This window comes from Streptomyces tsukubensis (assembly GCF_003932715.1).
Taxonomy (GTDB): domain Bacteria; phylum Actinomycetota; class Actinomycetes; order Streptomycetales; family Streptomycetaceae; genus Streptomyces; species Streptomyces tsukubensis.
Genome location: NZ_CP020700.1, coordinates 1153957 through 1167913 on the forward strand (window position 1 = coordinate 1153957; position 13957 = coordinate 1167913).

At 74.5% G+C, this 13957-nt stretch carries 11 protein-coding genes; 7 read left to right on the plus strand and 4 right to left on the minus strand.

From position 1 onward, the window contains the following. Nucleotides 1–28 precede the first annotated feature (28 nt). From B7R87_RS03695 to B7R87_RS03705, 3 genes are read left to right on the plus strand one after another with little or no spacing between them, the layout of a single operon-like run. The gene (locus tag B7R87_RS03695; RefSeq protein WP_006350421.1) at nt 29–793 is read left to right on the plus strand and encodes a LamB/YcsF family protein; all 765 of its coding nucleotides are present in this window, start codon (nt 29–31) and stop codon (nt 791–793) included. Next, nucleotides 790–1407, plus strand: a complete 618-nt coding sequence (pxpB, locus tag B7R87_RS03700) for a 5-oxoprolinase subunit PxpB (RefSeq protein ID WP_040916872.1) — start codon at nt 790–792, stop codon at nt 1405–1407. The genes B7R87_RS03695 and pxpB overlap by 4 nt, the downstream gene beginning before the upstream one ends. Beyond that, complete coding sequence (locus B7R87_RS03705; protein ID WP_006350419.1) at nt 1404–2270, plus strand: 5-oxoprolinase subunit C family protein; 867 nt, start codon at nt 1404–1406, stop codon at nt 2268–2270. The genes pxpB and B7R87_RS03705 overlap by 4 nt, the downstream gene beginning before the upstream one ends. Here B7R87_RS03705 and B7R87_RS03710 read toward each other — a convergent pair. The 3 genes from B7R87_RS03710 to B7R87_RS03720 all read right to left on the minus strand — a co-directional run bounded on the left by B7R87_RS03710 (nt 2257) and on the right by B7R87_RS03720 (nt 8506). After that, the gene (locus tag B7R87_RS03710; RefSeq protein ID WP_006350418.1) at nt 2257–5967 is read right to left on the minus strand and encodes a hydantoinase B/oxoprolinase family protein; all 3711 of its coding nucleotides are present in this window, start codon (nt 5965–5967) and stop codon (nt 2257–2259) included. The genes B7R87_RS03705 and B7R87_RS03710 overlap by 14 nt on opposite strands. A gap of 389 nt (nt 5968–6356) precedes the next feature. Beyond that, nucleotides 6357–7775: a HEAT repeat domain-containing protein gene (locus tag B7R87_RS03715; protein ID WP_130585287.1), complete on the minus strand. Its 1419-nt coding sequence runs from the start codon at nt 7773–7775 to the stop codon at nt 6357–6359. Nucleotides 7776–8104: 329 nt separating this feature from the next. Next, nucleotides 8105–8506 carry an ankyrin repeat domain-containing protein gene (locus B7R87_RS03720; RefSeq protein WP_006350416.1) on the minus strand — a complete coding sequence of 134 codons (402 nt, stop codon included), beginning with the start codon at nt 8504–8506 and terminating at the stop codon, nt 8105–8107. A 387-nt stretch (nt 8507–8893) separates the two neighbouring features. Here B7R87_RS03720 and B7R87_RS03725 point away from each other — a divergent pair, with 387 nt between their 5' ends. Together B7R87_RS03725 and B7R87_RS03730 are read left to right on the plus strand one after the other, a co-directional pair. Next, nucleotides 8894–9088, plus strand: coding sequence for a hypothetical protein (locus B7R87_RS03725; protein ID WP_006350415.1), 195 nt, complete (start codon nt 8894–8896; stop codon nt 9086–9088). A gap of 52 nt (nt 9089–9140) precedes the next feature. Next, on the plus strand, nt 9141–10769 hold the full coding sequence (locus tag B7R87_RS03730) for an ATP-binding protein (RefSeq protein WP_006350414.1): 1629 nt from the start codon (nt 9141–9143) through the stop codon (nt 10767–10769). 88 nt (nt 10770–10857) lie between these two features. Here the strand turns inward: B7R87_RS03730 and B7R87_RS03735 are convergent, their stop codons facing one another. Continuing rightward, complete coding sequence (locus tag B7R87_RS03735) at nt 10858–12357, minus strand: SCO1417 family PLP biosynthesis transcription factor (protein WP_078902431.1); 1500 nt, start codon at nt 12355–12357, stop codon at nt 10858–10860. Nucleotides 12358–12458: 101 nt separating this feature from the next. On the opposite strand from B7R87_RS03735, the gene yczE reads away from it, so the two are divergent. Further along, entirely contained in the window at nt 12459–13178 is a 720-nt protein-coding gene (yczE, locus tag B7R87_RS03740) for a membrane protein YczE (RefSeq protein ID WP_006350412.1), read from the plus strand. Beyond that, nucleotides 13175–13951: a glycerophosphodiester phosphodiesterase family protein gene (locus tag B7R87_RS03745; protein WP_006350411.1), complete on the plus strand. Its 777-nt coding sequence runs from the start codon at nt 13175–13177 to the stop codon at nt 13949–13951. Before yczE ends, B7R87_RS03745 begins: the two co-directional genes overlap by 4 nt. Nucleotides 13952–13957 lie beyond the last annotated feature (6 nt).

Here is a 13957-nt window from a genome sequence, read left to right on the forward strand (position 1 = left end):
TGACCGTTGCAGGGACAGGAGGAGACGGATGACTTGGGCGTCCATCGACCTCAACGCCGATCTGGGCGAGGGGTTCGGCCGCTGGCGGCTCACCGACGACGAGCAGTTGCTGTCGGTGGTGACCAGCGCCAATGTCGCCTGCGGCTTCCATGCGGGAGACGCGGCGACGATGCGGGAGGTGTGCCGGATCGCGGCCGAGCGGTCGGTGCGGATCGGTGCCCAGGTGGCGTACCGGGATCTCGCCGGGTTCGGGCGGCGGGCGATGGAGGTGCCGCCGGACGAGCTGGCGGCCGAGGTCGCCTATCAGATCGGTGCCCTGGAGGTCTTCGCCCGGGCGGCCGGGTCCCGGGTGTCGTACGTCAAACCGCACGGTGCCCTGTACAACCGCGTGGTGGGCGACGAGGAGCAGGCCGCGGCCGTGGTGGAGGGGGTACGGCTGGCGGGCGGGCAGCTGCCGCTGCTCTCGCTGCCGGGGTCCGCACTGCACTCCCTGGCGGAGAAGGCCGGACTGCCGGTGGTCACCGAGGGGTTCGCGGACCGGGCGTACACCGCGCAGGGCACGCTGGTGCCGCGCGGCGAGGAGGGGGCGGTGCTGTCGGACCCGGCGGCCGTGGTGGAACGGTCGGTGAGCATGGCGCGGTTCGGGGTGGTCGCGGCCCGCTGCGGGCGGACCGTCGCCGTACGGCCCCGGTCCCTGTGCGTCCACGGGGACACCCCCGGGGCCGTGGCGCTGGCGCGCCGGGTGCGGCGGGGTCTGGAGGAGGCCGGGGTGCGGGTGGAGGCGTTCGGATGAGGGTGCTGCCGGTGGGCGACCGGGCGCTGCTGGTCGAACTCGCGGACGGGGAGGAGGCCGGGGCGTTCCATGCCGAGGTGCTGCGGCGGCGGGCCGCGGGCGCGCTGCCGCCGGTGACGGAGATCGTCCCGGCGGCCAGGACCGTGCTGCTCGACGGGGTCGCGGATCCCGGGCGGCTCGCGGCGGAGCTGGCCGGCTGGACGTTCGGGCCGGCCGGGGCGCGGGCGGAGGCGGTGGTCGAGGTGCCGGTGCGCTACGACGGGCCGGATCTGCCGCGGGTGGCGGCGCTGTGGGGGGTGGCGGAGGAGGAGGTCGCCGCGATCCACTCGGCGGCCGGATTCCGGGTCGCGTTCTGCGGGTTCGCCCCCGGTTTCGGCTATCTGACCGGGCTGCCCGAGCGGTACGCGGTGCCCCGCCGGGCCACCCCGCGGACCTCGGTGCCCGCGGGTGCGCTGGGGCTGGCCGGCCCGTACACCGGCGTCTATCCCCGTTCCTCGCCCGGCGGCTGGCAGCTGATCGGCAGGACGGAGCTGACGCTGTGGGATCCGGGCCGGGATCCGGCGGCACTGCTGTCGCCGGGCGCGCGGGTGCGGTTCGTTCCGGAGGGGCCGTGACGGACCGGGTGGTCGTGGTGGTCCGGGCCGGCCCGCTGACCACGGTTCAGGATCTGGGCCGGCCGGGCCGGGCCCATCTCGGGGTGCCGCGCTCGGGAGCCCTGGACGCGCCCGCGGCCCGCTGGGTGAACCGGCTGGTGGGCAATGCGGAAGGGGCCGCCGTGCTGGAAACCACGGTCGGCGGCTGCGCGGTACGGCCCCGCAGGGCGGTCACGGTGGCCGTCGGGGGTGCGCCCTGCGCGGTGCGGGTGGACGGCCGTCCGGTGGCGTGGGGGGCGCCCGTGCGGGTGCCCGCCGGGGCGGTGCTGGACATCGGGCGGGCGGTCCGCGGGGTGCGGACGTACGCCGCGTTCGCGGGCGGTATCGCCGTGGAGCCCGTTCTCGGCAGCCGTTCCACCGATCTTCTGTCGGGTCTCGGGCCTCCGGTGCCGGCGGACGGCACGGAGCTGCCGCTGGGGGTTCCGGCCGGGCCGCCGTCCGTGACCGGCGGGGTGATGCCCTGGGCGGGCCCGCCCGCCGAACTGGTGCTGCGGGTCCGGCCGGGGCCCCGCGACGACTGGTTCGGCCCGGACGGCCTGCGGGTGCTGCTGTCGGGCGGACACCGGGTGGCGGCGGCGAGCAACCGGATCGGGATGCGCACGGAGGGCCCGGTGCTGCGGCGGACGCGGTCGGAGGAGCTGCCGAGTGAGGGGATGGTGCTGGGCGCGGTGCAGGTCCCGCCGGACGGCCGGCCGGTGGTCTTCCTCGCGGACCATCCGACGACCGGCGGCTATCCGGTGGTCGCGGTCGTCGACGTCCGTGCTCTCCCGGCCGCCGCCCAGGCCGTCCCGGGCACCCCGGTGCGCTTCGTCATGGCGCGCTGACGGCCGGGCTGCCGGGTGGTTCGGGGCCGTAGCCCCCGCCGCCCGGGGTCTTCACGACGAGGACGTCGTCCGGGCCGACCTCCGTGGTGTCGGTGCCGGAGAGCGGGGTCACGGTTCCGTCGGCGCGTTCGACGGAGTTCTCACCGAGGGCGCCGGGGCCTCCGCCCGCCATACCGTAGGGGGCGATCCGGCGGTGGCCGGTGAGCAGGGCGACGGTCATCGGTTCGAGGAAGCGGATGCGGCGTACGGTCCCGTTCCCGCCGTGCCTGCGGCCCCTGCCGCCGCTGCCGCGCCGTACGGAGAAGGAGTCGACCCGGACCGGATAGCGCCATTCGAGGATCTCGGGGTCCGTGAGCCGGGAGTTGGTCATATGGGTCTGGACGGCGTCCGCGCCGTCGAAGCCGTCGCCCGCTCCCGAGCCGCTCGCCACGGTCTCGTAGTACTGGACCCGCTCGTTGCCGAAGGTCACGTTGTTCATGGTGCCGGAGCCCTCCGCCTGGACTCCGAGGGCCGCGTAGAGGGCGCCGGTGACGGCCTGGGAGGTCTCCACATTGCCCGCGACGGTCGCCGCGGGCGGGCGGGGCGCGAGCATCGAACCGGGCGGCACCCGGATCTCCAGCGGTTCCAGACAGCCGCTGTTGAGGGGGATGTCCTCTCCGACGAGGGTGCGGAAGACGTAGAGCACGGCGGCGGTGACCACGGACGTCGGCGCGTTGGTGTTGCCCGGCTGCTGGGCGGAGGTGCCGGTGAAGTCGATCACCGCGCTCCGCCGCTGCCGGTCGACGCGTACGGCGACCCTGATGACGGCCCCGGCGTCGGTCTCGTACGCGTACGATCCGTCACCGAGCCGGGCCACGATCCGGCGGACCGACTCCTCCGCGTTGTCGCGGACGTGCCGCATATAGGCATGGACGACGTCGAGGCCGAACTGGTCGGTCATCTGCCGGAGTTCCGCGATGCCCTTCTCGTTGGCGGCGATCTGGGCGCGCAGATCCGCGATATTGGCGTCGGGGGCCCGGGAGGGGTACCGGGCGCCGGTGAGCAGCGCGCGGGTCTCCTGCTCGCGCAGCCGCCCGTCCCGTACCAGAAGCCAGTTGTCGAAGAGGACGCCCTCCTCGTCGACGGTGGTGCTGAAGGCGGGCATCGAGCCGGGGGTGATACCGCCGATCTCGGCGTGGTGGCCGCGGGAGGCGACCAGGAACAGCAGGTCGCCGTCCGGTTCACCGAAGACCGGGGTGACCACGGTGACATCGGGCAGATGGGTGCCGCCGTGGTACGGGTCGTTGATCGCGTACACATCGCCGGGGCGCATTCCGTGCCCCTCTCCCGGCCGGTTGCGCCGCAGTACCTCCTTGATGGAGTCGCCCATGGACCCCAGGTGGACCGGGATGTGCGGGGCGTTGGCGATGAGGTTGCCTGCGGCGTCGAAGAGGGCGCAGGAGAAGTCGAGCCGCTCCTTGATGTTGACGGAGTGGGCGGTGTTCTCCAGCCGGACGCCCATCTGTTCGGCGACGGCCATGAAGAGGTTGTTGAAGACCTCCAGCAGGACGGGGTCGGCGGCGGTTCCGGCGGCCGTCCGGGAGGGGCGGGGGGTGGTGCGGGTGAGCAGCAGTTGTCCGCCGGGGGCGGCCGCTGCCCGCCAGCCGGGGTCGACGACGGTGGTCGCGTCGTCCTCGGCGAGGATCGCGGGTCCGGTGACGGTGTCCCCGGGGTGCAGATCGTCCCGCCGGTACAGCGGTACGGAGCGGTGGGCTCCGGACGTGAACACGGGGACGTGGTCCCGGGGCGGGGGCGCGGGGCGGTCCGGGGCGCCGGGTCCGTCGGTTCCGGCGGTGGTACGGGCTCCGGCGCCGCGGGCGGGCGGGTCGGCGGGCGGGGTCTCCGGTTGCCCGGAGCCGTACTCCCCCGCCGCCGTGCCGGTGGCCTCCACCGACACGGATTCGACGACCAGGGGTTTGTCCATGACGAAGCCGTAGCGGGCGCGGTGGACGGTTTCGAAGGCGTCCCGCATGGCGGTGGCGGTGGCCAGGGGGACGGGCAGGCCCGCGTCGGTGCCCGCGTAGCGGATGACCGCCCGGGCCCTCGTGGTGATCGAAGCGTCGGGCACCCCGTCGGCGCGGAGTTCGGCGCGGGTCCGGTCGGAGAGCCGTCGGCACCGTTCGCGGACCCGTTCGGTGGTGGCGTCGTCGAGGGCGGCTTCCACGGACTCCTCCCGCAGGGCCGTGGCGTCGGCGAGGCCGATTCCGTACGCGGAGAGCACCCCGGCCAGCGGTGGAACGATCACGGTGTCGACGCCGAGGGCGTCCGCGACGGCGCAGGCGTGCTGGCCGCCCGCGCCGCCGAAGGAGTTGAGGGCGTAGCGGGTGATGTCGTAGCCGCGCTGTACGGAGATCTTCTTCACGGCATTCGCCATATTGAGTACGGCGATCTCCAGGAAGCCCGCGGCGACCTCCTCGGGGGTGCGGGCCGTGCCGGTCTCGCGCCGGACGCGGTCGGCCAGTGCGGTGAACCGCTCCCGGACGGTGCCGGCGTCGAGCGGCCGGTCCCCGTTCCGGCCGAAGACGGCCGGGAAGTGGGCGGGCTGGATCCGGCCGAGCATCACATTGGCGTCGGTGACGGTCAGCGGGCCGCCGCGGCGGTAGCAGGCGGGGCCGGGGTCGGCGCCCGCGGAGTCGGGCCCGACGCGGTAGCGGCGGCCGTCGAAGTGGAGCACTGAGCCGCCGCCTGCCGCGACGGTGTGGATGTTCATCATGGGGGCGCGCATCCGGACCCCGGCGACGAGGGTGCCCTGTGCCCGTTCGAACTCGCCCGCGTAGTGCGAGACGTCCGTCGACGTACCGCCCATGTCGAAGCCGACGACCCGGTCGAATCCGGCCTGTGCGGCGGTACGGGCCATGCCGACGACGCCGCCCGCGGGTCCGGAGAGCACGGCGTCCTTGCCACGGAAGTGGGCGGCTTCCCGCAGTCCCCCGTTGGACTGCATGAACATCAGCCGGATGCCGGGCAGTTCGGCGGCGACCTCGTCGACGTACCGCCGCAGGATCGGTGAGAGATAGGCGTCCACGACGGTCGTATCGCCGCGGGGCACCAGTTTGATCAGGGGGCTGACCTCGTGCGAGCAGCTGACCTGGGTGAATCCGAGGTCGCGGGCGGCGCGGGCGACGAGGGTTTCGTGGGTGGGGTGGCGGTAGCCGTGGAGCAGGACGACGGCCGCGGACCGCAGTCCGTCGTCGCGGCAGGCGGCGAGCCGTTCGGTGACGGCGGCCAGGTCGAGGGGGCGGACGGTGCCGCCGTGGGCGTCGATGCGTTCGGGGACCTCGACGACCCGTTCGTACACCGGTGGCGGCAGTTCGATCCGGCGGTCGAAGATCCGGGGCCGGTTCTGGTAGGCGATGGAGAGGGCGTCGCCGAAGCCTTCGGTGATCAGCAGGACGGTGGGTTCGCCGCGCCGTTCCAGCAGGGCGTTGGTGGCGACGGTGGTGCCCATGCGGACGGCGGAGACCCGTTCGGCGGGTACGGGCTCATCGGGGCCGATGCCGAGGAGCAGCCGGATTCCGGCGACGGCGGCGTCGCGGTGGCGCCCGGGGTCGTGGGAGAGGAGTTTGCGGGTGACGAGCCGTCCGTCGGGCCGCCGCCCGACGATATCGGTGAAGGTGCCGCCCCGGTCGATCCAGAACTCCCAGCGTCCGGTCGTCATGCCTTCATTGTGGCGCGGGGCGGCCCGGCGGGCCCGCGCGCGGGAAGGGGGCGGGAGCCTGTCCGCCCCGAGGCCCCGAGGGGTACGGGGGCAACCCGGGGCGCGGTACGCAATCGCGCCGGGCGGCGGGGCAGCGCTGCCCCGCGTCGTCCGCGGCGGCCGGAGCTGTACGGCTCGGGCCCGGCCCGGCGGTATCGGGGCCGGGGCCCTGCCGCACCGTGCGGAGGGCCGGTGGCCTACGGGGCGCGGGGCCCCGGGGCCCTGCGGCATCGCGGCGGAAGGCCGGTCGCCTACGGGGCGCCCGGCGTCATCGGACCCGGGGATCTACGGCATCGCGCGGAGCGCCGCCGGTGTCCGGGGTGCCGGGCGCCCCGGACACCGGCGGGGGCTCAGTGCGAGGGGGTCTCCGGGACCATTCTGCTGCGGACCGCGGTCTGGACCTCGGCCTCCTCCGCCGGATCGGCGGCCAGGCGGCGCAGTCTCTCCGCGACCCGCAGATCACCGGTCTCGGCGTGCCGGGCGGCCACTTCCCTGGTGGTCTCCTCGCAGTCCCACAGGCATTCGACGGCGAAGCCGGTGACGAAGGTGGGATCCGTCGCGGCCAGGGCTGTGGCCGCGCGGCCGCGGAGACGGGAGGAGGCCGTCTCCCGGTAGACATGGCGCAGGACGGGCGCCGCGCAGGCGATGCCGAGCCGGCCGGTGCCGTCGACGAGGGTCCACAGCAGGGGGGCGTCGGGGCCGTCCGCCCGGACGGTCTCCCGGAGGGCGCCGAGGACGAGCATGCTGTCGCCGGCCCCGCCCCGGCAGGCGAGCACACCGGCGGCCGAGGCCCCGAGGGCGTCGGGCCGGTGGACCCAGCTCCGGGCCCGGTCGACCGCCGCTTCGCCGCACATGCGCTCGAAGGCGGCGACGGCGGCCTCGGCGACCGTACGGGAGCCGGTGGAGACGGCGTGCTCGACGAGGTCGAGGAGCACGGGGTCCTGACGTTCGGCGAGGTAGTGCAGGGCGGCGCAGCGTGCGCCGTCGGCGCCTTCGCGGGCGGCCACGACGATGGCGGGCCGGTCCGCGTCCACGGCGACGGCCGCCAGGCAGCGGGCGGCGGGCACATGCAGCGGGGTGCCGCGCTCCAGTCCCTGGTCGGCCCAGTCGAAGACGGCCTGCACGCTCCAGCCGGGCCGGGGGCCGGTCGGGCGCAGCTGGCGCTGCCAGCGGTCGAAGGAGCCGGCTTCCCTGGCCGCGCGGATACGGCCGCCGACGGCGGCCCGGGGGTCCTCCTCCCAGAGCCGCCACGGCCGGGGTTCGTAGGCGTCGCGCACGGCCACGGCCAGGTCCGCTTCGCCCTCGGGCGTGGCGGGGAACCGGGCGAGGACGGGTTCGGCGAGGGCGCGCAGTCCCGTGTCGTCGTCACGGAGCGCGAGCTCGTCGAGGGCCCACTCCCAGTTGGCGCCGCGGGCCGCGTAGTCGCGGAGCAGTTCGAGGGCGTCGTGCCTGCCGTACGAAGCGAGGTGTCCGAGGACGGCGAGCGCGAGGCCGGTCCTGCTCTCGTCGTCGTCCACGGCGTCCTCGGCACCGCCCAGGTGCCGCCGGATCTCGTCCAGACCTCCGTGGAGGTCGAGGTAGAGCCGGGCGTAGTACAGGGAGCGGTTCTCGACCTGCCAGTCGTGGCGGGGGTCGTTGAGCACACAGTGGTTGAGGGCGGCCAGCGCCTCGCCGCGGGGGGCGGCCAGCGCGTGCAGGGTGCCGTCGCCGCGGCCCCTCTGCAGCATGCCGAGCAGCGTGCCGCTCGGCGCTATGACTGGTTCGAACATGGGGAAAGCCTCACATCAAGCTCTCGACGCAACCGGGGAACGAAGACGGTCAGGCCGCGCAGCGGCCCGAGGAGCAGTTCCTCACCGGGTGGTGCGTCGTCCGCGCCCTCTGCTGTGTGTCGACCATCTTCCTCGCCTCTCGTCGGTGGGTCCCAGGGGAATTCCCGGTGATGTCCGGGACAGGACCCGTCGTCATGATGACCCACCCATATCGCCACCGCGACCACATTTACGACGTCCCTCCCCGGGGGCCTCGCGTATCGCGCGCGAGGCCCCCGGGGAGGGCGCCGGAAACTCTCCGTGACGAACGGCGCGGGCCGGGTCGGGGGTCAGCGGTCGCCGGGTTCCCCGAACAGCTCCAGAAGCTCTGTCTTCCCAAACATTCGCGCGGTATCCGTGGCGGAGGGGGTTCCGGCCGCGGGATCGGCGCCGTGCGCCAGCAGTACGCGGACGACTTCGTCCTCGCCCTTGAAGACGGCGCCGGCGAGGGGGGTCTGGCCGCGGTCGTTGGCCCGGTCCGGTTCGGCGCCGCGGGCGAGGAGGGCCTCGACCGCCGTCGCGTGGCCGTGGTAGGCCGCCAGCATGACCAGGGTGTCGCCGCGGTCGTTGGTGAGGTTCGCTGGCACTCCGGCGTCGATGTACGCGGCGAGCGCCTCGGTCTCCCCCCGGCGCGCCAGGTCGAAGACCTTGGTGGCCAGTTCGACCACGTCCCGGTCGGGGGACTCACTCATCTCGGGGACCGCCTTTCACTGGGATTCGCTCCGGTTCCGGCCATCCGACCTGGGAGTACGGCGGGAACAGCCGTACGAGCGACGGACAGCGTACTGCCCGCGCGGGGTGCCGCCACCGCCCGTTCCCGCCGAGATCCACCCCACGGCGGGACACGGACGGGGACATTTGCCACGCGGTCCGTCCGGACCGGCGCGGAGCGCTCCGGCCGCCCCGCGCCCGCTCCGGCGGATACGGGGCGGCCCCGCCGGGTCCCCGGGGTGCGCGACACCATCCCCCAGTCCAGTGAAATACACACCTTTTCACCCTTTTGCACCTTTAATCACATATGCACTTCCTGTGAGGCTGGAAGTACTCAAGGTGACTGTCCCCTCACCCAGGAGAACATCATGATCCTCTCCATCTCCGGCGTGGTCCTGCTCGCGATCATCGTCTTCCTCTTCTTCAAGAAGGACGGGCTCAAGGCGTCCCACGCCCTCGTCTGCGCGCTCTTCGGCTTCTTCCTGGCCGGCACCGCGATCGCCCCCAGCATCACGGCAGGCAGCGAGAGCCTCGCCGGTCTCCTGGGCGGGATCAAGTTCTGACGGCCGCCGCCCCGTCCCCCGCATCCCGCCCCGAATCCCCCAGGAGTACGACGTGGCCCGGCGACCACTCCCCCGCATTCTGAGCAGCGGAACCGCGCAGCTCGCCCGGAGCCGGGAGTTCGCGCGGTCGGCCGCCGACGGCGCAGCGGACGTCTTCCATCCGCTGATCACCCTCTCCCGGGGGCTGCGGGAGCTGACCGGACTGGCCCGGCGGAAGTGGGCCGACACCCCCAAGGAGAAGCGCGGTCCCACGCTCTTCTTCACGGGGGCCGGTGTCCTGGCGGTCGCGTTCGTCCCGTACGGGCCCCTCACGGCCCTGATCGCGGTCATGGCCGCGGCCGCCTGGAAGGGGCGGGCGCGGCCGCCCGTGGACACCGGGCCCGACGAGGCCGCGACCGCACGGCTCCAGGCCCTCTACGAGGCCCTGGTGCCGTACTTCTCGGTCCCCGAGGACCCGGCTCCGCTCTTCGTGCACGGCGGGCAGTGGCAGTCCGCCCTGCACGACCCCGCCTTCGACGGCGCGGGACGGCCGACCGCGCTGCGCATCACGTATCCGGCGTACTTCACCGACGGCGAACCGGCGGCCAGGGCCCGGGTCGAGCAGGTGCTGCACGCCAAATCGGGCCGCGGCCGGGAGTACCGCTTCGTCTGGGACGAGGAGGGCAACGAACTGGCCATGACCGTGCTGCCCGCGCTGCCTGCCACGGTCGCCGCCCAGCGCTTCGTCACCGCCCCCGGCGAGACGGTCCTCGGTTTCACCGACGAGGCCGCGGTGCCCCGGACCCTCCCGGTCCTGGACACGGAACCGGCCGGGCACCCGGACGGCGGTACGCCGAGGGACGCCACCCCGGTGATCTGGCGGACCGGGCCCCGCTCGGCCGAACCCCATCTGCTGGTGGTGGGCGAGCCCGGCAGCGGCACCTCGACCCTGCTGCGGTCGATCGCCCTCCAGGCCCTCCCCCACGGCGACGTCGTGATCGTGGAGGGCGGCGGCACCGGCGACCACGCGTGTCTGGCGGGCCGGGTGGGGGTACCGGCCGTCGAATCCTCCCTCGCCGGGGCGGTCTCCGCGCTGGAGTGGGCGTCCCGGGAGACCGAGCGCCGGCTGATCTCGGCTAACCGATCCCGCCAGGCCGGACTGCCCGCGCCCCCCGACACCCGGCGGCCGCTGTGGATCCTCGTGGACCGGCCGTCCGCCCTCGGACAGCTCGCCGCCGCCGACGGCGGACCCGATCCGCAGGAACTGCTCCGGATCCCGCTGCGGCACGGCCGGGCGGCCGGAGTGGTAGTGGTGGTGGCCGAGCAGACGGACTGCATCGACGAGCTGACCGAGGCCGTACGGACCCACACCCGGGCCCGGGTGGTGCTGGGGTCGCTGCGCGCGGAGCAGGTCGAGGCGGTCCTCGGCGGTCCGCCGCCGACCACACCCGTACCGCACACTCCCCCGGGCCGCGGCTACGCCCGGCTCGGCACCGGCCCGGTCCTCCGGCTCCAGGTCCCGGCGGTCCCGGACCCCTACGACGACGCCACCCCCGAGGGCCTGCGCGAAGCCGTACTGGAACTGCTCCCGGAGCGCCACGACGAGCTGCCGCAGGTCCCGGCCGCCGCCGAACCGGTGGAGCTCACCGCCGGACGGACGACGACCGCCGGGGCGCCGGGCCCGGTCCCCGCGGAGGGCTGAGCAACAGCGGCGGAGCGCCCCGCGCACACCCCGGCGCCGTCCGGCCGGTCCGCCCGGGGCGCCGGGCGGACCGGCGGCCCCGCGCCCGTCAGGCGACGAAGGTACGCGGGCCCTCGGCGCCCGTCGTACCGCCCTTCTCCACCAGGCGCGCCGCCGCCGCGAGCCGTACCGCCGCCTCCTCCGCGACCGGACCGGAGACCGTGAACGGCAGCCGTACGAACCCTTCGAAGGCCCCGTCGACCCCGAACCGCGGCCCCGACGGCACCCGGACCCCGACCCGCTCACCGGCCTCGGCGATCCGGGAGCCCGACAGACCGCCGGTCCGCACCCACAGGGTCAGCCCGCCGCCGGGCACCGTGAACTCCCACTCCGGAAGCTCCCGGCGGACGGCGGCGACCAGCGCGTCACGGTTCTCGCGCGCCTGCGCCCGCCGTACCGCGACCGCCTGCTCCCAGCCGCCGGTGCCCATCAGCCAGTTCACGCCGAGCTGCTCCAGCACGGGCGTCCCCAGATCGGCGTAGGCGCGGGCGGAGACCAGGGAGCGGATCACATCGGGGGAGGCCCGGACCCAGCCGATCCGCATCCCGGCCCAGAACGCCTTGCTGGCCGAGCCGACCGTCACGACCGTGCTGCCCGACGGGTCGAAGGAGCAGACCGGCCGGGGCAGGTCCAGGCCGTCGTCGAGATGGAGTTCGGACATGGTCTCGTCGACGACCAGCACGGTTCCGGCGGAGCGGGCCGCCTCCACCAGGGCGCGGCGCCGGTCGTCGTCCGCCAGCGCGCCGGTCGGATTGTGGAAGTCCGCGACGACGTACGCCAGCCGGGGCGCCGCCTCCCGCAGCACCTGCCGCCAGCGGTCCAGATCCCAGCCGCCGAGCCCCTCCTGCATGGCGACGGGCACCAGCCGGGCCCCGGCCTCGCGCATCAGCTGGAGGATGTTGGCGTACGAAGGCGACTCCACGGCGATCCGCTCACCGCGCCCGGCGAACAGATGGCAGAGGGCGTCCATCGCGCCCATCGCCCCCGTGGTGACCATGATCTGCTCGGGCATGGTGGGAATACCGCGCGCCGTATACCGGTCGGCGAGCATCTGCCGCAGGACCGGAATGCCCGCCGGGTAGTCGCCGTGGGTGTGGGCGTACGGCGGCAGCTCCTCCAGGGCCCCCTGGACCGCCCGGGTCAGCCAGGGCTCGGGCGCGGGCAGGGCGGCACAGCCCAGGTCGATCATGGAGCCGAGGGATTCGGGCGGCAGCGGTTCGAGGCCGCGCGCGGGCAGCGGATTCCCGGCCGGGACGGCGGTCCAGCTCCCCGCTCCGCGCCGGGATTCGAGGAAGCCCTCCGTGCGCAGCGCCTCGTAGGCGGCGGCCACCGTCGTCCGGCTGACGGCCAGCGCCAGCGCCAGCTCCCGTTCGGCGGGCAGCCTGGTCGCGACCGGCACCCGCCCCTCCAGGACCAGCACCCGGATGCCGTCGGCGAGCGCACGGTAGGCGGGGGGCTTACGGGTGCCGGGCCCGGCCGGCCGGGGCTGCTGGGCGGCGAGCTGACGGGCCAACTGGGCCGCGCCCACCGCAGAGGTCCACCGAGACAAAGAAATCAGTCCACCTTCCGCGAATTGGCCATGGATGGCATCTGCTCCATGGCCACAGGGTGACATGAGTCAGTCCAGTGTCACCAGGAGGGGTGGAAACCGTGTCCACAGAGCAGGCTCCCGAGGGGCCCCGCCGGCCCGCCGCCGTCGCGCCCGGAACACCGCAGGCCCGCCCGGACCGGCAGCTCGCACGGCGGCTGACCCAGCTCTACGCGGGGCTGGTGCTCTACGGACTGAGCTGCGCGCTGATCCTCCGCGGCGGTCTCGGCCTGGAACCGTGGAACGTCCTGCACCAGGGGCTGTCCGAGCTGACGGGCCTGTCGATGGGTGTGGTGATGACCGCGGTCGGCGCCCTGGTGCTGCTCCTGTGGATCCCGTTCAAGCAGCGGCCCGGTCTGGGCACGGTCTCCAACGTCGTCGTGATCGGGTTCGCCATGGACGCGGCCCTCCTCGTGCTCCCGGAACCGGACGGACTGGCCGTACGGATCCCGGTGACGGCCGCCGGAATCGTGCTCAACGGGGTGGCGACGGGCCTCTACATCGCGGCCCGGTTCGGACCGGGGCCCCGGGACGGCATCATGACCGGTCTGCACCGGGCGACCGGGCTCTCCATCCGTCTGGTCCGGACCGTCGTCGAGGTGACGGTCGTCACCAGCGGCTTCCTGCTGGGCGGTTCGGTGGGCGCCGCGACCATCGCCTACACCCTGGCCATCGGGCCGCTGGCCCAGTTCTTCCTGCGGTTCTTCGCCCTCCCCGAGCAGCCGGGCGGCGGCACCGTGGTGGCCCGCGGCACCCCCGGCCGGGTGATACTGCGGCGGTGACCAGCGTTTCCGGCCCCGGGCCCCATCCGTATCTGGACCATCCCTCGGTCCTGCCGTTCGCCCATCGCGGTGGCGCGGCGGACGGGCTGGAGAACACCGCGGCCGCCTTCCGGCGCGCCGCAGCGCTCGGCTACCGCTGGTTCGAGACCGATGTGCACACCACGGCCGACGGACGGCTCGTCGCCTTCCACGACGCTTCGCTGGACCGGGTCACCGATGCCCGGGGCCGGATCGCGGAGCGGCCCTGGAGCGAGGTGCGGCGCGCCCGGGTGGGCGGCACCGAGCCGCTGCCGCTCTTCGAGGAACTGGTGGAGGAGTTCCCCGGGGCCCGCTGGAACGTCGACGTCAAGGCCGAGTCGGCGCTGGAGCCGCTGCTCGGGCTGATCCGCCGGGCGGACCTGTGGGACCGGGTGTGCGTGGGGTCGTTCTCGGAGGCGCGGGTCGCCCGGGCGGCCCGGATCGCGGGGCCCCGGCTGGCGACCTCGTACGGCACGGGAGGCGTGGTGGCGCTGCGGATGCGCTCCCTCGGGATCCCGGCGCCGCTGCGGACGGGCGCGGTCTGCGCCCAGGTGCCCGAGTTCCACGGCGGGGTCCGGGTGGTGGACCGGCGATTCGTCCGGGCGGCCCACCGCAGGGGGCTCCAGGTCCATGTCTGGACGGTGAACGAAGCGGACCGGATGCGGGCCCTCCTCGACCTGGGGGTGGATGGCATCATGACCGATCATCCGGAGACGCTGCGCACGGTGCTGACCGAACGGGGAGCCTGGGTCTGACCCGCG